This is a genomic window from Legionella lytica, assembly GCF_023921225.1.
Classification (GTDB): Bacteria; Pseudomonadota; Gammaproteobacteria; order Legionellales; family Legionellaceae; genus Legionella; species Legionella lytica.
Genome location: NZ_CP071529.1, coordinates 88,450 through 108,241 on the forward strand (window position 1 = coordinate 88,450; position 19,792 = coordinate 108,241).

Consider the following 19,792-nt stretch of genomic DNA (forward strand, 5'->3'; position numbering starts at 1 on the left):
AATTATTCCCCAGTCAAAAATATTGTATCAAAACAGTTAAACATATTTAATCAAGTTAAAATCACATTCCTTGCCTGCTGAGCCTCCCTTGAGGGGCTTTCTTTAATGCAATACAAATTGATTAATTGTTGCAACATGTGAAATTCTTTAGTGTTTTCTTCTTTTGAAGCCTCATGAATGACTTGATTAACAAACAGCAGCGATTCAGGTTGTTCTTGCAGGCATTGCAGCATCCAGGAATTTAACGCAGTCAAAGCATGTGTTGGTGTTGCACGGTAATATAGAATTTCATGAAAGGATCTTGTTTGTTGGGGGGTATTAATAAATGAAATAAGGTAGTAAATGTAGCATTGATGTTCTTCTTCCAAGGATTGTAATGGTTCTAGATCCGCGTTTTTCGGATGGCTTAGATTCAGAAAATTAGGAAATAGGAGGATTGATGAAAGAAACTTTTGAAAGAGAGATGTATTAAGCTTCTCAAATAAGGCAAGCCGTTCTTTTGAGTTTAAGGAGGAAGTTAGAGATGGAATCATCTCGCAAGCTAAAAAGGCAATGTTATTCGAAGCCTTGCGCTTATTATGGTGTTTTTGTGCATCTTCTTCAAAGTTTTTGGGCTGCTGTGCTTTTTCACAATGTTTCAGTATTGTACTCATTATAAGAGTACGTTGCTCTTTTTCTATTTGGGGTTCTTTGCAGGAAGGTACGAAATTTCCCAGCATGCCCTTATAGCCCTTTACCAGCCTAAGTTGTAGCCAATAAATCGATTTTTTCATTGGATATCAAATTTTGTATAACCTCATGTAAATTAGGGAGTTCTCTGTCACTATAAAATTCATATTTTCCAATCAAATTGATATGTTGCCATGCCACGGGAGATAATCGAATAATTTTCAACCACTTGTCCTCCGCTTTGTCCTTTTTATAATGTTCATAAAGTCCAGAAAGAAGCGAAGCATTGTAAAAAATAATACAGTTAGCCAGTAAACGAGCGCATTCATTATTAATAGTAAGTTCAATTTCTGTTCTTCCAACCAATTTTCTGCTACTTATCTTAGCTATTGCCGATCTTATTTGGTGGTAAGACTCTCCTCGGTTCAATGAACGATGAACCGTTTTACGCATACCTTCATCGTCAATATAATCAAGCACATACAAGGTCATGATGATTTGATCTAATTCAATCAGCGCTCTCAGAGTATCATTAGATTGATAAGATGATAGTTTTTTTACAATAGTACTTTGGCTACTCTTTTTAAGTCCAAGTGTTGCCATTATTCTTAGAATATTATCCCATTCTTTAATAATTAATTTAACGTTCACTTTTTTACTTGGTTTTATAAGCATTCCTTCATAAAGCTTAGGCTCATCAAAACTGACCAGGTTTGAACTTGCTTTTTTATCTAATTGAGTAAACCGAGGCATAAAACGGTAGCCAAAAAGGAACAATATGATGAAATTAACTCGGTTTATACTGTGCATGTCCCCTGATACCGCTGCAACTTCAATATCGCTAGTGTTGCTATTGAGCATATCAAACAGATAATGGCTTTCGTGCTCATTTGCTCCAATAATTTTTGTGCATAGGGGCAGCCAGTTTGCGGACAATGTATAAGCAGATACTCCCTGGCCAAATCCAAAATATTTTGTTGAGAACCTTGCCATAATAGAATTGAATTTGGTTTCTAATTTCTGTCCATCAATGCTTGCATGGATTCCATAATCAGCCAGGGTATATTTTTCAAATATTGGCAATTCCTTTACACAACTCATTACTACATCACTTGCTTGTGTTAAGGTCATATGGCGAATAAAATCAGCATAAGTTGACTTTAGGTCATGTTCTTTAACATCGCTAATGTCTTTCATTTTATCAATATCAATTCCAGTACCTTTTGCAACAAGACAGGCCGATAATGCCGCTTCATCAGCTTGTTTTTTACTGCCTATTGGCAAGATATGAGTAAATTTTTTCATAAATCCGGTATGGTTATTACCAAACTGTATGATTTTCCCGATACTTGTGAGGGGTAAATTCTCATAAAAAGGATTATTAACACCATCGTCTGATTTTTTATAAGGTAACTGCCAGCGAATAACCTCTCCATTTTTGTTGTGTTTGAGCTTAATTTTGTTGTTTTGACCTGATGCAATTTTATCGTTTATTTCTTTATAGCGCAGGAATAATCGATCAGTAAGCTGTTTAAGGATATCGTTTATATCCGTTGCCAACAGTTTATTCTCAAGGCTTTTAATGATTGAATGTTTATTTTCATCCCAATCCTGTTTGGGGTGTAGCTCATCATTTAATGAGCGGTAAGATAAACTATTATAAATGGTAACTGAACCTGTTTTTAGGCTCTTTTCAATTTGAAGATAAAGCATCACCTCATACCTGTCAGGGTCAATGGTTTTTACCTTTTTATTATTTTTATCCAATCGAACCTTTTTAATCACGTAGCGCTGAAGCACTTTGGGTATGAATTCAAGGGGTATGTCTTTAAATTGGTAAGTGCTGAATGACTTATTAGAGTTATAGTGGCTTTTTAAGAAAACTATAGCAGCATTTAACGCCTTATTTTTACTATGAAAATCCAGAGCTTTAAATGCGGCTCGGGTATTTAACTTAATGGTCGATGCTGCATCACTGTAGTATTCCCAACGATAAAACTCGGGAGTAAAATTTGGTTTTTTAATTTTTTGTATGAACTGTTGGAATTTCTCTTCTGGCATAATCTCATATGCTTTTTTCCGTATTTCAGAATCCGCCACCTTTTTATTGTTTACGAGTGATAATATTGCAGCGGCTGCATGACGTTGGTCTTTGTCTTCGTTTTTAGCATCACAAATGGCCTGTGCCTGGTAAGACTCCGCTTCACCTGTGTAATAATTCATTTTATAAATAAAACTGGCAACCAAGTGATCGCTGATTTTTAAATAGCGTTGGTGAGCGTAGCACATGAGATATAGTCGAGATAAGTTTTTTTGTTTCATAGCCCGCAAACCGTAACAGGTATGGTACACAGCTAAATCAGCATAATGCAGAATGTTTTGTTCTGAAATACCCAGTTCTTTAATGATTTCGGTGGATCTTTGATAAAGAGCGGACAAAAATTGATGGTTTTTTATGGAGGTATTAATCTCTCCAGTTGTAAAATCCTTTTGATCTTTTTTCACAGCAGTCAATTGATAAAATAACTCATCTTTTTCGAGAAAGTTTGCCAATAATTCTCTGAACGGTTTGTCAGTTAGGGTATATATCTTATTGCTTAATCTATTTTTTTCATGGTTCAAAGCTTTAGAAACCACTTCTTGTAAGGTGGTGTAGGATGGCCTGACTATTTTATGCTGATGGAAGTACTCTATCAGGGAATTAAATACATATTTGGGTACGGCATGTTGCTTTATTAACTCCTTGGCGTACCCGATAGCTATAGCCTTATTTTTGCTCGAATAAATTGACATGCCATATTTTTTTAAAATGGCATTACGGTTGTCATAATGATGCCGTTTATTCACTTGTTTTTTTGGAAATTTCTCGCAAGGAAAATAAGTTTTAATAACATACCAGGTGTCTTTCCTGAGTCCTTGAAACGTAAAATTAAAAAAATATTGCGAAATCCTAAAGAAACTAACTTGCAAAATGTAATTGATTTTTTTAGGGATATTATCAAAAGAGTTGAGATACTCCTTATCTTCCTCATCTAGCTCAAATACAAACGATCGGTCTTTATCCTCCAAGGCGGGTAATTTGTATAATTTATTAATATCGTCACTGGAAAGTATTTTTAGTCGCGCCACGGGTTATTTTTGTATGCATTAAAACGGACGTTATTATACATCAGATTTGTTGCTCTATTACACTTTATATATTTATAGTTAACTGTATAATTAAACCTATTATTTTAGGTTAAACATTAACAGACTATTTTTTGAGTAAATTATGGCCAAAACAATTGCTTATCTTCGCACCTCAACTGACAAGCAAGATTTGAACAATCAAAAGCTTGAGATTTTTGAATTTGCTAAAAAAAATAAACTGGAAGTTGACGATTTTATTCAAATGACGTCTCAAGCTCTACAAAAAACGAGTGTTCCTTTATGTCATTTAGATAAGTATTTTTAGTAGCGCGAGATAAAGCTGAGTTTCTTACTATTCATCAGGGTTCTTAGCAAAAGGCATAACTGAACTTCGATCTTAACTTCTATGGCCCGGATAAAGTACTTTATCCAGGTCAAAGGTTTTAAGTTAAAGTTATTGATAAGATTCTATCCGATTAGCTAATTCAATTACTTTTGCACGTAATTGTGTATTATAATCTGAACTTGCACACTCCAATTCTCTACTAAATGTAGAGTCATACCATTTTAATTTATAGATGAAACCACTTTCTTTCGTTCCTTTAACAAGTAGGATAGTGGGCTTGCTATTAATCTCATAACTTGTTAATTCCTTTATTAATTCCACGCCGCTATGGGCAAGCTTTCTATTATGTTCAGTGAAAGCACAACTACCTATACCATTTTTTTCAAAAAACTGAACAGCCCCGTCCCATCCATCACCATCATCTCCATTTTTAACTAACTTATATGCTCCATAGGGCGATACGCCTATATTGAGATCCATTTCAGATGGTGGTACTCCAACAAAAGTATATGCCAACTTTAGTTCGCTACTAGAAGATCTTAGATGGGTACTTTTAGAAGAAAAAACATTTTTATATTTTTCTTTGTGGAATGGAGCTACTTTTTTTAATTCCATTAGCTCCTTGGCGCGTGGTTCTGCCTCCATAACGTAGCCTTTTTTTTGTTGTTCATCATACATGGCAAGATATTCTCTCATCTTTTTTGCCATATGAGCATCATTATCATTTTTATAAATATTTTTAGAATTAATATATTTATTGGCTGAAACAATACTGATTTCGCTTGAATCAGAAATCTCAATACCTGCTTTAGAAAGCATTTCAATGTTACGCTTATTAACTTCTTCTTTTGTTAGTGAATTTTGATGTGCCGCTGTTGCATTGAGGGAAAATAAGATAGAAACTCCGGCAAGTAATAATTTTTTATTCATTTTTAATCCTTATATGATTACGTACTAATTTAATAATCCCACCAGCCATTATAAATACTGCAGTCCCCTACACTGGTAGTATCGAATGGGATTCGTCCATTGCCATAGTCGCTTAAATAATGATATCCGGAAACAAACCATCGGTGATCGTTTAATGGAGCTTCATTCCAATGAACAGCAGCTTGCCTCCACGTAACGGCATATCCTGTATCAATTAAATGATCTCGGTCTTTACCATAAATATTCCCATGAGTACTGACTACACGCCAGTCAAAAGAATGATTAAGCCACCAAGTTATTGATTCATTATTGATACAATTTGCTCGGCTATGAACTGTAGTAGCCCATATTCCAGCGATAGAATTTAAGGGAAGAGCCCCTAAAATTACAGATAAGAATAATATTTTTTTCATCCAATACCTCCATGAGTTGACTTACTTAAGAAAAAGCAATTGATAAAAAATTTTCCATATACAGCACCTCCCTTATCAATCAGTGCAATTGATTTGCACTTTTGTTGAGGGAAACTCATTTTACTGTATTCAAAAGGTTCTGTCGTTAAAAATTTTTAATGCTGAGGGACTTAGATTGAGTGCTAAAAAAATTAGTATAAGAATTATTTCACTGAATATTTTATTATATATCTTCCTCATCTAACATGAAATCATCCAACGAAACAAATGAAATTATATTCAATAGGTTAGTGTTATTTGATTTAACCAGGCAAAAATCAATTTATTGACTCTAGCCTAGACTGGCAAAGGGTTATAAGGGTGAACCGGGAAATTTCGTCCCTTCCTGTAAAGAACCCCTATATTCCTCCCTTTGATCACCCGATGTTATGGGATGGACATGCGACAATAATTGAGGAAGTTGTCTCGCAAGGCATTCAACCCCCTGATGCGGTTATTGTGTCAGTAGGCGGTGGTGGATTAGCTTGCGGTGTTCTAAAAGGCATGCGTCAACAAGGTTGGAATGATGTACCATTAATTGCTGTTGAAACAGCGGGCGCTGATGCATTTTTTCAATCAGTAAAGGCCGATCACCGAGTTACATTATCGACAATTACTAGTAAAGCAACTAGCCTAGGAGCAAAAAGTGTTACACCAAGACTCATGCAATGGACAAAAGAGCATGTTATTAAAAACATAATCGTCAGCGATACGGACGCAGAACAAGGCAGTCGTGCTTTTGCAAAAGATCAGCGTATGTTGGTAGAGCTTTCAAGTGGAGCTTCGATGTCTGTGGTCTATGATAATCACCCGATTATTCAACCATTAGAATCTATTCTTGTTATTGCTTGTGGGGGTATTAACATTAGTCATTTTAATTTGTAGTACAATCGCATAATTATGCGATCAGTTATTGGTATGCCATTGCTTAATTTCATCAATACTGATACAGCCATAGCCCATATAAAATCTATATTTTATAGTAATTTACTTGTTTTAAATAACTCTGAATATTTATTAGATAACGTAATTAACTTCAAACCGAATTAGTACTAAATTAAATCAAAATCACGTTTCCAGTTCGCATTTGTACCGAGTCTGTAATTTAACCCAAATTTCTGCCAGAATTCTTATTTGTTTAAGTATCAAATTCATTTTTAACCTAAAAAAGCTATCAATATCCATTTAAGGATGAAGCTTAACTTATGTAAGCTTCATTTTATATCTATAAATCCAAATTTCAGTCTTTTTCGGAAGCCTTACTTGCTAAATTTCCTGTGATGATACTTTGCTGTAGTTGAGATGCAATATCATAGGGCATTTGGGGCAATATTATTGTACTGGATTTATTGTTAGCTCCTATTTCTTTCAATGTATCAAAATATTGAGTAATTAATACTATGTTCATAATATCTTTAGATTCTGTATCTGGAATAGATTTTTTAAAATCTTCTACTGAGTGACTTAATCCATCAATAATTGCTTTTCTTTGGTTGGCTGTTCCTTCACCTTGCAATCGTTTGCTTTCAGCTTCTGCCTCCGCTTTTTTGACGATTAGAATTTTTTCGGCCTCTCCTTTTGCTTGAGCGGCAATTTGCAAGCGCTGTTGTTCATTAATTTCGTTCATGGCATTTTTTACTTTTGCTTCTAACTCAATATTAGTTACTAACGCTTTCACAATTTCAAATCCAAACTCTTCCATCGTCCTCGTCAAGTGAGTTTTAACCGCGTTGGCTACGGTGTCCTTATTCTCGAAAATATCATCTAAAATCATGGTAGGGGTTTCGGAACGAACCAAATCAAGTACATATGCTGTAATTTGTTGCGTATGATCTTCTAATTTGTAATACGCGTCATAGATTCCGTTTTCTTTGATGCGAAACTGGACTGAAACTTGAATTTGAACAATAACATTATCTTTGGTTTTGGTTTCAACTTTCACATCGAGTTGCTGGATTCGTAAGGATAATTTGCCAGAAATCCAATCAATAAATGGAATTTTAAAATTAAGTCCCGCATGAGCAACATGATGATATTTTCCTAAACGCTCAATGAGGGCAACCTCCTGTTGCTTCACAATAAATAACCCCGTAAAAACAAAAAATTACTAGAACAACTGCAATACCAACTAATATTTCTAACATATAAAATACTCCTTACAATTATATTTATAGGCCTGCATTTACTCAGCAGGCCCTAATAACGCTCTTAGAGAAAACCATATCACCAGTAAAGGAGCAAGATACAAGAATCTGTCTTCGATTTCAGGGAGAAAAGCTCTTTGTGGGTTCTTTTCTTTTGGCTGTGGCACATAATAAGTCTTGGTTAATTCAAATTCGAACCCGTGATCTTTCTTATCTCTCAGTTTTATCTTAATAACATTCTCTCCCCATTGCTCCGAATAGTTAAACTGATAAGGATTTAAGCTATTTGGTTTCGTATCATTTACGCTAATTACATCAAAATTATCAATTGTACTCGGACTTTCTCTTGATAAACGAATTTGATATACAATTTCCTTTCGAATAACTTGGTCGGTATTTGGCGATCTTTTGGACTCGGTTTTTTCGCGGTCGATTATTTTTTCTTTCAAGGGAGTTAATTGAAGCGTAAATGACTCGACATACCGATTTCTAGCTTTCCGAACTAATGCAATTTTTATTTGCTCATTTCTACGTATCAATGTTAATTGCTGCTCTTTCGACAAACTTCCTTTTTTTAATAATTGTGTATTACGCTCATATTCAGCATACAATTCATCAAAGCCATTAAAACTGTAGTCTACATTATCTGATTCAGAACCGCTCTTTTGAGAAAACAAAAGGGAACCTACTGCCACTCCAGTTAAAAATTTGCCCCTATTAGTCTTTGTAGGGCGGTGTAACATATGCTTCCCCACAAAAGATATTGAACGTGCTGATTGTGCGGGGTAAGACATAAAGCCTGTAAGCAAAATTATTAGCGCCAGATACGATACCGTATCAAATCTATTTACAATGTTCATATGCAATTCCCTTCGGTAACTTTCGGTCAAACCACGACCATATATCAATTTTATCGGTTCCTTTTTCAAAATGAATGAACCGCTCTACTATTTCGTCTCTGCTATTGATAGGGACATCCGAAAATTCTTGCCATAACTTTATATAATCCATGTGGTAATACCCCATGTCTTTGTGGGAACCTTTATACCCAAATGATAATGAATCATTTCTTTTTCCCTTTTTTGTTTTTTTAATGACTCAACTGCGATGTGAAAGGGGGAAAAACATTTTAAAATCAGACTGATAAACATAGGATTCTCCTTTATTCTTGAGGAGGAGAGACAGCTCTCCTCTTGATTGGATTGTTTTATGCGTAAGAGGAATATAGAAGCTCATTTCCTTCCCATAGGGAGGCATGTTCGAATGAATTAATGTTGATATTACCGAGTTTCGTTAACCGCTTTCTGAGGGGGCCACTTACAAATTTTCCAGGAATTGGTTTTGTCTTGCCGCAAAAGTAATCGCGTTCGCAAGGAATCTTGGACTGAGCAATTTTACGAAGCTCCACAGTACATTTGCCTATAAGCTTTGTAACCTCGTAAAAATCAATATTGGTTTGGTCATAACCCCAAGAACTATAAAAAATGGAGCCAATTTGAAGGGAATGTTTAATCATTTTAATTCCTTATGTTTTTTATTATGTTCCTAAGTGAACAAATACAGTATACCAGAACCCCAATAAATGTAAATATTATTTATAATAATAATTTACATTTATTGATGAGAGGCATTGTTTATATCAACTCCCAATCCCCAAAATACCCTTGCTTTGTTTTAATCATATCTTCAAAAACTGACATTTCTAACCCGTCGCCTAATTCATCCCACCCTGTAAGCTCTTTAGCCTTATTATAGTCATCGCTACTCCCAAAAAAGACTCTAGGTATTCCATAAGTCCATACAATCCCTTCGACTCCGGTAAGTATTGGCCCTTCAAAGCCCCAGCTATCCATTTCTTGCTCAGGACTCGTTCGTCCGTGGTACAGTCTTAATTCCATGATTTTCCTTTTCTTAAACAGATATATTTCTTATTAAAAGAGGAGGTAGGCGTACACCACCCTCCATAACACCTAAATTTATTGCTATCTACCAAATAAATAATCACAAACAGCCCCTACTACATCCCAATTAATGCCTATGGTTGCGTCATGATTAGTTTTAAGGTGAAACAAGACCGCACTTGCTTGTGCGTTGGTCAAACCGGGTCGAACCTCCAGCACATCATCAATAGTCCACACTATCGTTATTTCTTTTATTAATCCGTGACTTTCTAAAGGGGATAAATTCATCATCAACGTTCCTAAGTAAGCTTATTTAGTTAATTTATTATCAATACCCCCGCTTACGCAGGGGGAAATATTAGCTATATGATGAATAATTCCGACTCGAGCCATTCCATGGATAAGCATTAATAAATGATTCAATGCGTACAATGCCATTTTCTCTGAGTCTTTTTCTAAAAGCCTCGCCGATAAATTGATTAAGAATAGGTTTTGTTTTACCAATAAATGAATTTGGTGATGTATCAATTTCTTGAGCGAGCTCTCTTAAAACGACGGTAGAGTTACCAACAAGCTGAATGACTTGGTAAAAATTGATATTGGTTTGGTCATAACCCCAAGAGGAATAAAGAATGGAGTCGATTTGAAGTGGATGTTTGATCATTATAAAGCTCCTTTAATTTTCTATGATGTTCCTAAAGAACAAAGACAGTATAACACAAATCCCATTAATGTAAATATAATTCATGAACTTTATTTACGATTAATTCCTTAAATAAGGCACCAAAAGCCGTAACGAAACATCAATAAACTCTTTGAAATGCATTAATCCCTTTCCATCTTTCGCGTTAATCACATCCATTGCACCCAGTCCCGTGATTGAGCGAAGCGAATCAATTAACTTTTTCCCGGCCTTTCTTAGTTCATCTTCAGCAATAAGTAAGGGGCAATAACCGTATTTTGGATTAAATCCCTTTTCTAAATAGCAGTGATGCAACAATACGTTGTATTGATTGAAATCGACATCACTCATTAACCATGTATCTTTAGGGTTTGTTATAACCTGATTGGTTTCTCTATGGCGATACTGCGTTTCGGTAAGTAACGCCTGTTGAATCTCTTTTACAATGGGCTCTATCGTTAAATAATGGGCTTCTGCATGAATATAATCTTGTGCGGCTTGTGCCATTTCAGCGGTTGGTTGAAATTCATTTTTCTCTTTCATCATTATAAATCCTTAAGCTAAGTTTCTAACTTGGCGAGCTATGCAATAGGTAATTCTTTGCACCCACCATGATTTAGAAAAAAGGGGAGGGCGAAAGACCACCTTTGCAGGTGGTCATGGATACTAAGGTAGATGGCGGGGTTCACGCCCTGAAAACTGCACACTGCCGTATTTTTCTCGAATATCTTGCAGAGTATAATTACCTTGAGAACGGGAGCGCTTTGCATCCTCTGGTCTAAAATACCAACAGGTTTTTTTAGGTGCCCATTTGAATTGAGCGGTTTTTAACGAATCTTTGTGAGGCTTGGTTTCTCCTGTAACCCAAACCCATGCGCCACAAATCTCTATAATAAGGCCAAGGCCGCTGATTGCGTTCAATGCGTTTGCAACTGCCTCCCCATATTGCGCTGCATCTTGAGAAACAGAAACCTGACCATCAAATGATTTTAATGCGTCATAAGCGAGATTAACCATCTTCATGATTTCAAGACCCGCTGGATTTTTATCGGGGTGATATTTGGAGCATGCTCGTTTATAAGCTATTTTGATATCCTCTGGAGTTACCTGGCCTGACAAACCAAGCACCTTTAGAGCATCGTATTGATTCATAGATTTAACTCCTTTTGTTTTCTTTAATGTTCCTAAGTGAACACGTATATTATGCCAAATTATCAGGTACTTGTAAACTTAATTTATAATAATTGTTTGTGTTTTAAATTGATGTTTTGTATTGACTTAAACAACGATGATGAATAAACTAAGCTCTGTCATTGGGACACTAAGAGAAAAAAAGAGGATGTCATGATCAATTTAGAATCGGAAAAAACACCCCTTGAGTTGGGCCTTTCATTAAATGACTTACTCAGTGCATTAAGACTGACACCGCAGTGCACACGACCTCAAGAGATTTCCTACTCTTATTGGAATAGAATAGCCATTAAAGAAGTTGTAGGCAGCCCCGTGGGACTCGACACGCTAATCCATTATCCACAGCTATGCAAATCCCTCAGAACGTTTGAGCGTTTGGAATATCAAATCGAAATCTCTTTGCATGACATCCCAACCCTAGAGGAACAGGGCATTGACTCTATTATCCAATCGCTAGAAGCAATAAAGGTTAAATTAGGGGATGCGCGAACTCAAAAAGCGAAACTAGACGCACGGTTCAATAATCTTGTTTTTTTATATGGCCAAAAGGAAACGCTGCCTATCTTGCGTGCGTTCAAACCTTATTATTCTTTAAGAAGGTCCAGTTACAAAAACGATGCGACACGTGCCAGAAAAATAAATATATCCGGTGTTACTTATTACATGCGGTATTACGGAAATCGCTGGAACCATTTAAAAAGTTTGTACGAGTTAAATGAACATCATTTACTAGGAAAATACTTTAATGAAACCATTCAGGATACGGAAGCAATCACTAAAATCATGAAAATTTCTTTAATAGGTGGTTTTATAAATACCCCTATTTTTGCCTTTCGCGCGAAACACCATTACAAACACGCAGGGAAAAAATATTATGTTGATTTAGCAACAAACAAAACATATACACGACTAAACGAGGCAAAAGATATTGCATCTCAATATAACAACAACTCACCACTTATTTTATTAGAGGCTTCTTAATGAATAAGCTCTTAAGATTCGAAATTAGACAAAACTCACGGAAAGCTCCGCGAGTTTATGTAAAACAAGCTGACTCAAAAGTTTTATATGGCTCATTTCTAATGGATGCCCCCGACTCTTTTGACGGATGGGCTAAATTATCCATAAATGAACTGATTGAACTTAAACAATTTATCCAAAATATTACGGCTATTTATCAACAGCTACATCCAACACCACAAAATTCATTAATTGATTTCCGCTTCCGACTGCCTTATGAGTTCACCGAGACATTAGACCAAATTGAAATTCTTTGTCATCAAAACAAGGTCGAACTCAACATTTTTGAACCAATGATAGCAAGCATCATTCAACAAATGAAAATCGCTGTCAGCAAACTTTCGGGACAGAGCAAAGAAGATGCTTTAACGATTTTAACCAAGGCAAATCTTGCAGAATATAAAAAGCAGGATTTTACTCGCCAAATGCAAGCTGTTTTTGCCGAAATACAATCAATTTACAACCGTTCTGAAAAATTACATGCCCTAGCAAAAGAATTATTTAAAAAAGACAAAAGCTTCTCACCAATGGCTATTCAAAGCATGGCTCATGGAGACACAATTCCTACAAAATGGCTTACAGCCTGTGCTATTGAATTATTATTTAAAGAGAAGCCAGAAATATTATTCACGATGCTCACTGAAGATGATGTCTTTATGCTATGGGCGAAGCAATTATTAGATCAAAGCCATAACCCTGAGCTCGTAATTAAGAAAATTATTCATCTCAATAAAAATGAGTTAATGGATAAAATCAAATGCTATAAAAACCTACATGATAAAACTGCAACTAATTAGTTGAAACCTACTTATAAATGGGAGGATCACAAAATGCTATTACCTAAAAGATTGGACTCCATGGGTTTAACAATGGCGAAAATATCACATTTATGCTATAATAAATTATGAAAGTAAAATTCTACCAAAAACAATCGGGAAAAAACCCGGTGGCGGAATTCCTAAACGATTTACCGACAGATGAAATCGCGCGTATTGCTGGATGCTTGAAAAACATCGAGGAGCTTGGTTTCGATAGCCCGCGCGTACAATTTAGACAAATAAAAGGATCGCTCTGGGAAATTAAGATCAAAACATCTCGCAGTGGCTATCGCTTTTTTTATGTATGCATTCAAAAAGAGATTATAGTACTTTTACATGCATACAAAAAACAATCGCAAAAAGCACCAAAGCAAGAGATTGAACTTGCTGAAAAACGCATGATGGAGGTATACGATAATGAAAGCACTTACCTTGAATGAATTTATTGACAATAAAATCAAGCAGGATGATGAGTTTGCAAAGCATTACGAACGCGAACAAATTATTAATAACATTGCGGTAATGATTGCGAATGCACGCAAAGAGCGCCACATGACCCAATCAGAACTTGCAAAAAAAATTGGCAGCAAGCAGTCCGTTGTCTCTCGCCTTGAAAGTGGCAGCAGTTCATTTATTCCTTCTCTGGAAACATTGGTCAAAGTAGCTGATGCGCTCAATATGCGATTAACCTTACAATTACAAGCTTAGAAATAAGGGCTTGGCTAATTGAACCCAAGTTGATAATGACACTATCTTAAAAGTACGGTGTCATTATCAAATACATAACCAATATTAAATTCCAATACAAACATTGAAGGTATGGTTTAAATGGGTATTTGTTGTTTAAAAAACGCTCGATATTTTATTATATTATTTAACTACTCGTAGGCGAGAAGGCCCAAAAGTATCATATAACCTTCTTGGGGTGGCTACATAAAATAAAATTCCATATAAATCATCAAAGTACAATATTCGTCTTTATCCTTTTAAATCATTTACATGAATAATTTCTTGAAGCATCCGGCTGTCATAGGGCTTAAGTGCACTTTCAAAAGAACTATACCCTAAGTTATGCGCCAAGCGATCAGTAGTAAAGGGACGTATACTGGTAAATAGGGTGAACGCTTTAGTGAGGTAATAAGAAATAATGAAACCGAGAAATAGATAAAAATAATAGGTTGTTTTTGGATTTAATGAATTGTTAGTTACCAGTAGAGGGGTGCAGAGACTTAAATTAATCACTGAAAAACCGCAAAAACCGGGTTAAAAATAAAAGAGGAGGTTGTTTTAATAGCAGCTACAAATCGATTAATAGGTGTGAAACATGATAAATTTTCCTTAGTGGCTACTATATGTAGGATATCTGGGATAAAATTCCGCAGGGATAAGCAAATAATTCCCGTTTTTCAATTGAACGCTCACTGTGTTCATTTTAATACCTCCCTCCCTCTTTAATTTAAAATAAATAGCGAAAAAACCGCTAATTAGTGTATTTGTACTGATTCAAGAACTCTCTTGCCTTGGCCTGATTAATTTGCAGCAATCGCTGTTGAAATTGCAAAAAAGTCATTGATTCACATTCGTCTAATTGAAATCTGCTCACTGGCTTAGTATTGTCCAAACACTCTCTAGTACTCCACATCACCCCAACAAGATACTTTTCTTGGTGCTGCGCATAAATAATTTCAGCATGAAGAGGCCTGCTGTTATTAGGAAAATATTTTTGGTGTTCTTGATAGTCTTCACTCCCTTCATCAATTGGCCAAAAGAGTCGTTTTACTTGATAATGTTCATAGCGATTTTTTCCCTTACTACATCCCTTAGAAAATTTTTAAGCCCATTATTTCGTAAATAAGTATGCCCCTCATCACCATAATGCTTAAAGAATAATTCAGAAATTCGCTCGATGGGGCTTTTTTCGGCAACAAAAAAATAAGGCCAAAAGATGGGTTTTAAAATAAGATAAAGTTTCAAGCTAGGGCGAGTTTGAAAGACATCAATATCTGTGGTTTTCTTTATCTCATTACGATTAAGCAAGAACTGAATAGAACCAAGAATACTCATAAACAATCCAGCCACATAAAGCGCAAGAATCCAATGACACAACTCTAAAGACATTTCCTAATTACTCCTTTTTAGTAGCACCTATTGATTCATCTACTCGATGACGCAACAGAGCTGCATGAACATTATGCCCACGAAACTCATAATGAGGCCACTTGCTGTGACACTCTTCCAGTGCGGAAAGCATTTCATTGCGAGTCATCGGGGTTTCGCTATAACCTGGCCAATCCTCGTAATTATGGGTTTTTGCATCAATTCGCCACTGAATTACCCACGTTTGTTCTTCATTTGCCTCGTTCATTAGCCACCCTATTCCCTACGCTTGATGTCTATTTTACAACAGGGAAGCTCTGAGCGTAAAATAGCGCCCTAAGTTCCAATTTTATAGCGCGATTTTATGTCCCATTCTTATTTAGAGCAACCAAACCCATTACCCAATCAAGAGCATCCACAAGGGTATTGGAAACAGCCCATACCGCTTGTTTATACTCTAAATAATGAAGCGACTTATCCTTTAGATGCATTACCGAGTATACTCCAACGTGTAGTTCACTCCTATCAATGCTATGGGCAACAACCACTCTCTTTAGTAGCAAATGGTGCTTTAGCAAACCTTTCTCTAGCATGTCAGGCTCATGCTAATGTTGCTCGTGACACCTATTTAACTAGTCCTGTTTCTTTATATTTTCTAGTCATTGCCAGTTCAGGAGAACGTAAAAGTGCGGCTGACTCCATTTTTTCCAATGCTATTCGCCAGTGGGAAAGCAACATACGAAAAAAACGAGAACCTGAACGATTAAGCGCACTCACCCAGCATAAAGCCTGGCAAATGGAGCGAGATGGTTTACTCACCCAAATCAAACGCGCCACCTATACAGGAGAGGACAGTGAATACTACAAAGAATTACTTGAAGAGTTAGTTCACCAAGAACCAGACATCCCCATACAACCAACCTTGTATTTTGAAGATGCAACCCAAGAAGCTTTGGCTGTTCATTTAGCACACGGCTGGCCAAGTGCATCCTTATGGTCTGATGAGGCCGGAATCATACTCGGAAGCCACAGCATGCAATCAAACCCGTTGCGTTTTGTTGCCCTGCTCAATCGCTTATGGGAGGGAAAGTCCTTTGCGGCACATCGCAAAACATCCCAAAGCTTCATTATTGAACATCGGCGCTTGACGCTAAATTTAATGATGCAACCCTTGCTGTTAAATCAAATGATTCATCAGGCTACGGGTGTTACCCGTCAAAGCGGTTTTTTGGCGCGTTGCCTTCTCGCCTTCCCTGACAGCTCCATGGGAACTCGTTTTTATCAAGAACCTCCAGAACAACTGATGGGTTTAATCGAATACGAGCAGCGTATCACGCAATGCCTGGAACACTCTCAACGCTTAACCCAAGTGGGGTGTATTAATCTACCCACACTAAAAATGACCGCCGCAGCAAAGCATTTATGGATTCAGTTCTTTAATAGCATTGAATCCGGTCTTACAACCCAAGGGCAGTGGATGGAAATCAAAGATTTTGCCAGCAAAGCCGCTGAAAATGCAGCGCGTCTGGCAGCCCTATTTCATCTTTTTTCAGGACGACTAGGGGACATCGCAGCCGAAGAGATGGAGCAGGCCATTATATTAACCCGCTGGTATTTGTGTGAAGCAAGACGTTTATTAGAGCCTAAGTCGGCAAAGCCCTATCTTGATGAGGCGCGTAAGCTACTTGATTGGCTCTTAGTACGAAAACCCGAAATGCCAACCCCAAGAGAGATACTGCAATTTAGTCCTTTACGTACAAAAGAGCTGCGCGATAACGCATTAGAAACACTCATCGAACATCAGTACATTCGCCTCATCAAGTCAGGAAATAAAACTCGCATTGAACTCAATCCCTACCGCAAATAATCGATATCCAATTCCAATATTTGCTACATCTGCTACATGGGGGCAATAAAGAACTAAACACGCGCCCCTGCCGCTGCACCGCTTAGCATGAATCCAGTAAACACAAGAAGCTCTTGCATTCCCTCTCCACTAAAATTAAGAAGTCCTTCCGTAGCAAAATAAAATCTACGTGAACGCTACACCGAGCTACACTTTTTAAAACTTTAAAAAGACACCCTCTTATAGACAAAAGAGGATGTCATCAGACCCAGAAAGGGCTTTAAGCGGACGCCATTTTTTGTCTTTGCAAATACACCCTACTTTATATAAAATATCGATAAATTAGGTAGTTATATGAGAGAAGAATGGCTCGCGAAGGCAAAGCAAAGGTTTTGACGGAAAATGAATTTAAATTGCTCACTTTAGTCGCTAAAGAAGGAAAATTTGGTGTTCGCAATCTGGCAATCATTTATTGCTCCTTCGGATTGGGTTTGCGTGCTAAAGAAATCGCCTCACTTACCATTGGCGATGTGGCGAATGTACACTATCAATTATTAGATGAGATCAGTTTAAAGCGATCGATGACCAAAGGAGATAAGCAACGGCATGTCTACCTTACGCATAAGAAAATTCGTGAAACACTACAAGCCCATCTAAATACGTTAAAAGAAACCCCTTTTAATAAACCGCTGTTTCAAACCCAACGCAAAAGCCGATTCACCGCCAACACTCTGCAAAAGTGGTTTCGTGCGCTCTACGACAAAGCAGGAATCCATGGGGCAAGCTCTCATTCAGGACGACGCACATTTATTACCCGCCTTATTGAGCAAGGGGCAGACATTAAAGCCGTATCTCGTTTAGCCGGGCATGCCAATATTGTCACTACTGCTATTTATGTAGAAGATAACCCTGAACGTCTAAAACGAATTTCCTCGTTAGCATTATTTTAATAATGCACTGGTTTCTAAAGTTTATTTTTTTACAGCTTCTTCGGTTTAAAAATAAAGAGCGCAACCACGAACTACGTTTTAAAAAAGACTCACACTATTATGTGATTCATCTGTGTAAGGATTTGGTGGATGAGCTAGGCTAGGAAATTGGCTTTTTCCGATTTTTGATGAGGGATTTGAATATTTTTGCGTTATGGCGAAACTAAGAACTCAGCGCGGGGATTTACTCCAAAGCCAAGACTTTTGGCTGTAATCTAAACCAAACGCCGTGAACGTCCAAAGACTAATAACACGGTTTCCTCAACTCATCGTATAAATTCAATACCCCCCTCAACTACGTTTTTCCTTTTAATTAACCTATACACAATAATAGAACAACTAGGGAATCTAATGTACTAAAAATATATGCCCGCTGATGAAAGGCTTATCTTATCGAAATAGGCAACGTATAAATCAATTCATACATTTGCATTGGAGTACCTTCAATCGTTTAAAATACGCAATATTTGGAGGTCGATTTCAATCGTAATTTCATTAAAATTCTAAAAAATGATTTATTTTATTAAGTTTTAAGTAAATCTCTTTATCGCTCATTAAATAATTGCCATACTTTGTGTATAAATAATACAAAGCTACATTGCCATGTATATTTAATTACATAATCTCCTATCCCTTAATTTGATAGAAGGAATAAAGAAAATGCTAGAACTGATTTCTAATATAGTTAATGTTTGGAGCAAGTTTATATATGATCGCGTCACCAAATTAAAAAGAGATCATAAAAAAATTGAGTTTTATAACAAATCATATGATTTTATGTGCATTTCCTATGCAAGTTGGAGCTTAAATTCTCGATCACCGCAACAAGAAATTCAAACAGTACAACAAGCTATTGATAAATTTAATAAGGAATTAATAGAAAATAAACCTCTTTTTAGTTGGAAAGATAAAAATAGATATAAAAACTATATACGATTAGCTAGAAAACATGCCTTCTTATGGTCTAAACCTAATGCATTAGCATCACAAATCACCATCATCCGTATTAGGCTATACCAAATAAAAATTTTACGAAATATAAAATGGCTTTCACAAAAAACGGGTAGGGTAGATGAATACTCTAAGATAAGGAACTAGATAGTTTGAGAGCGAGCACTTACATATAAATAAGATGAATATTTAAAAGCGCTGCTGCGATGCGGTTACATGATGAACTTCTTTTTCGCGTGCTTCCCTACAATTCGTTGAGGTATAGTTCCGTGAGCTATAATATATAGAGGAAGGATTTAGACATCTGAGTGCGTCATGAATACAAGTGAGAAAATAATTAATGGACATGAATGCAAGTTTGAAATTTCTGGAGATAACAATCAATTTACTGGAAGGGCTGATGTAAAATGTCCCTGTTTATCTCGAAAAATGTTTTTTACATCGAGTATCTTTCCTACCGCAAACTCTGCAAAGGCGTATTTGGAAAATGAGATAAAGGAATTTTTAACAGATCCTTTATATACTCATCCTAAAGTTGATTCTAAACAACAATCAATAGGAACACGCTGTATTTCATGTAACCGTATCATATCCGGTAATGATGGATGGAAATGAATATAATTATAT

General features: G+C 36.3%; 25 protein-coding genes. 10 read left to right on the forward strand and 15 right to left on the reverse strand.

Annotated elements, in window-relative coordinates; translation table 11 throughout:
- Positions 1–50: 50 nt before the first annotated feature.
- Positions 51–773 carry a hypothetical protein gene (locus J2N86_RS15855; RefSeq protein WP_252582742.1) on the reverse strand — a complete coding sequence of 241 codons (723 nt, stop codon included), beginning with the start codon at positions 771–773 and terminating at the stop codon, positions 51–53.
- Complete coding sequence (locus J2N86_RS15860) at positions 742–3,798, reverse strand: Tn3 family transposase (protein ID WP_252582741.1); 3,057 nt, start codon at positions 3,796–3,798, stop codon at positions 742–744. The genes J2N86_RS15855 and J2N86_RS15860 overlap by 32 nt, the downstream gene beginning before the upstream one ends.
- A 142-nt stretch (positions 3,799–3,940) precedes the next feature.
- Here J2N86_RS15860 and J2N86_RS16155 point away from each other — a divergent pair, with 142 nt between their 5' ends.
- On the forward strand, positions 3,941–4,123 hold the full coding sequence (locus J2N86_RS16155) for a recombinase family protein (RefSeq protein WP_289781859.1): 183 nt from the start codon (positions 3,941–3,943) through the stop codon (positions 4,121–4,123).
- Between the two features lie 129 nt (positions 4,124–4,252).
- On the opposite strand, the gene J2N86_RS15870 is transcribed toward J2N86_RS16155, so the two are convergent.
- Complete coding sequence (locus J2N86_RS15870; RefSeq protein WP_252582740.1) at positions 4,253–5,074, reverse strand: hypothetical protein; 822 nt, start codon at positions 5,072–5,074, stop codon at positions 4,253–4,255.
- A gap of 29 nt (positions 5,075–5,103) precedes the next feature.
- Positions 5,104–5,487, reverse strand: coding sequence for a hypothetical protein (locus J2N86_RS15875; protein ID WP_252582739.1), 384 nt, complete (start codon positions 5,485–5,487; stop codon positions 5,104–5,106).
- Positions 5,488–5,847: 360 nt separating this feature from the next.
- Here J2N86_RS15875 and J2N86_RS15880 point away from each other — a divergent pair, with 360 nt between their 5' ends.
- A complete protein-coding gene (locus J2N86_RS15880) occupies positions 5,848–6,411 on the forward strand; it encodes a pyridoxal-phosphate dependent enzyme (protein ID WP_252582751.1) in 564 nt (187 codons plus the stop codon).
- 355 nt (positions 6,412–6,766) lie between these two features.
- On the opposite strand, the gene J2N86_RS15885 is transcribed toward J2N86_RS15880, so the two are convergent.
- The 8 genes from J2N86_RS15885 to J2N86_RS15920 form a co-directional block, all read right to left on the reverse strand.
- On the reverse strand, positions 6,767–7,603 hold the full coding sequence (locus J2N86_RS15885) for an SPFH domain-containing protein (RefSeq protein ID WP_252582752.1): 837 nt from the start codon (positions 7,601–7,603) through the stop codon (positions 6,767–6,769).
- A 105-nt stretch (positions 7,604–7,708) separates the two neighbouring features.
- Positions 7,709–8,530: a hypothetical protein gene (locus J2N86_RS15890; RefSeq protein ID WP_252582753.1), complete on the reverse strand. Its 822-nt coding sequence runs from the start codon at positions 8,528–8,530 to the stop codon at positions 7,709–7,711.
- Positions 8,531–8,877: 347 nt separating this feature from the next.
- Positions 8,878–9,186, reverse strand: coding sequence for a hypothetical protein (locus J2N86_RS15895; protein WP_252582754.1), 309 nt, complete (start codon positions 9,184–9,186; stop codon positions 8,878–8,880).
- 118 nt (positions 9,187–9,304) lie between these two features.
- Complete coding sequence (locus J2N86_RS15900; RefSeq protein WP_252582755.1) at positions 9,305–9,568, reverse strand: hypothetical protein; 264 nt, start codon at positions 9,566–9,568, stop codon at positions 9,305–9,307.
- 84 nt (positions 9,569–9,652) lie between these two features.
- Entirely contained in the window at positions 9,653–9,862 is a 210-nt protein-coding gene (locus tag J2N86_RS15905) for a hypothetical protein (protein WP_252582756.1), read from the reverse strand.
- 67 nt (positions 9,863–9,929) lie between these two features.
- The gene (locus J2N86_RS15910; RefSeq protein WP_252582757.1) at positions 9,930–10,235 is read right to left on the reverse strand and encodes a hypothetical protein; all 306 of its coding nucleotides are present in this window, start codon (positions 10,233–10,235) and stop codon (positions 9,930–9,932) included.
- A 99-nt stretch (positions 10,236–10,334) separates the two neighbouring features.
- Positions 10,335–10,799: a hypothetical protein gene (locus J2N86_RS15915; protein ID WP_252582758.1), complete on the reverse strand. Its 465-nt coding sequence runs from the start codon at positions 10,797–10,799 to the stop codon at positions 10,335–10,337.
- Between the two features lie 120 nt (positions 10,800–10,919).
- A complete protein-coding gene (locus tag J2N86_RS15920; RefSeq protein WP_252582759.1) occupies positions 10,920–11,405 on the reverse strand; it encodes a J domain-containing protein in 486 nt (161 codons plus the stop codon).
- 192 nt (positions 11,406–11,597) lie between these two features.
- On the opposite strand from J2N86_RS15920, the gene J2N86_RS15925 reads away from it, so the two are divergent.
- From J2N86_RS15925 to J2N86_RS15940, 4 genes are all read left to right on the forward strand, one after another.
- Positions 11,598–12,425: a hypothetical protein gene (locus J2N86_RS15925; RefSeq protein ID WP_252582760.1), complete on the forward strand. Its 828-nt coding sequence runs from the start codon at positions 11,598–11,600 to the stop codon at positions 12,423–12,425.
- On the forward strand, positions 12,425–13,261 hold the full coding sequence (locus tag J2N86_RS15930; protein ID WP_252582761.1) for a hypothetical protein: 837 nt from the start codon (positions 12,425–12,427) through the stop codon (positions 13,259–13,261). The genes J2N86_RS15925 and J2N86_RS15930 overlap by 1 nt, the downstream gene beginning before the upstream one ends.
- Positions 13,262–13,368: 107 nt before the next feature.
- Complete coding sequence (locus tag J2N86_RS15935) at positions 13,369–13,722, forward strand: type II toxin-antitoxin system RelE/ParE family toxin (RefSeq protein ID WP_252582762.1); 354 nt, start codon at positions 13,369–13,371, stop codon at positions 13,720–13,722.
- Positions 13,700–13,990 (forward strand): helix-turn-helix domain-containing protein, encoded by a 291-nt coding sequence (locus tag J2N86_RS15940; RefSeq protein ID WP_252582763.1) that lies wholly within the window; start codon positions 13,700–13,702, stop codon positions 13,988–13,990. The genes J2N86_RS15935 and J2N86_RS15940 overlap by 23 nt, the downstream gene beginning before the upstream one ends.
- Before the next feature lie 270 nt (positions 13,991–14,260).
- Here the strand turns inward: J2N86_RS15940 and J2N86_RS15945 are convergent, their stop codons facing one another.
- The 3 genes from J2N86_RS15945 to J2N86_RS15955 form a co-directional block, all read right to left on the reverse strand.
- Positions 14,261–14,524 (reverse strand): hypothetical protein, encoded by a 264-nt coding sequence (locus J2N86_RS15945; protein ID WP_252582764.1) that lies wholly within the window; start codon positions 14,522–14,524, stop codon positions 14,261–14,263.
- A 534-nt stretch (positions 14,525–15,058) separates the two neighbouring features.
- On the reverse strand, positions 15,059–15,400 hold the full coding sequence (locus J2N86_RS15950) for a hypothetical protein (RefSeq protein ID WP_252582765.1): 342 nt from the start codon (positions 15,398–15,400) through the stop codon (positions 15,059–15,061).
- 7 nt (positions 15,401–15,407) lie between these two features.
- Positions 15,408–15,647 (reverse strand): hypothetical protein, encoded by a 240-nt coding sequence (locus tag J2N86_RS15955; RefSeq protein ID WP_252582766.1) that lies wholly within the window; start codon positions 15,645–15,647, stop codon positions 15,408–15,410.
- A 96-nt stretch (positions 15,648–15,743) separates the two neighbouring features.
- Between J2N86_RS15955 and J2N86_RS15960 the strand changes: the two genes are divergently transcribed.
- The 4 genes from J2N86_RS15960 to J2N86_RS15975 all read left to right on the forward strand — a co-directional run bounded on the left by J2N86_RS15960 (position 15,744) and on the right by J2N86_RS15975 (position 19,780).
- Complete coding sequence (locus J2N86_RS15960) at positions 15,744–17,246, forward strand: YfjI family protein (protein ID WP_252582767.1); 1,503 nt, start codon at positions 15,744–15,746, stop codon at positions 17,244–17,246.
- A 344-nt stretch (positions 17,247–17,590) separates the two neighbouring features.
- Positions 17,591–18,175 carry a tyrosine-type recombinase/integrase gene (locus J2N86_RS15965; protein WP_252582768.1) on the forward strand — a complete coding sequence of 195 codons (585 nt, stop codon included), beginning with the start codon at positions 17,591–17,593 and terminating at the stop codon, positions 18,173–18,175.
- Positions 18,176–18,874: 699 nt separating this feature from the next.
- On the forward strand, positions 18,875–19,312 hold the full coding sequence (locus tag J2N86_RS15970) for a hypothetical protein (protein WP_252582769.1): 438 nt from the start codon (positions 18,875–18,877) through the stop codon (positions 19,310–19,312).
- A gap of 168 nt (positions 19,313–19,480) precedes the next feature.
- Positions 19,481–19,780, forward strand: a complete 300-nt coding sequence (locus tag J2N86_RS15975; protein WP_252582770.1) for a hypothetical protein — start codon at positions 19,481–19,483, stop codon at positions 19,778–19,780.
- Positions 19,781–19,792 lie beyond the last annotated feature (12 nt).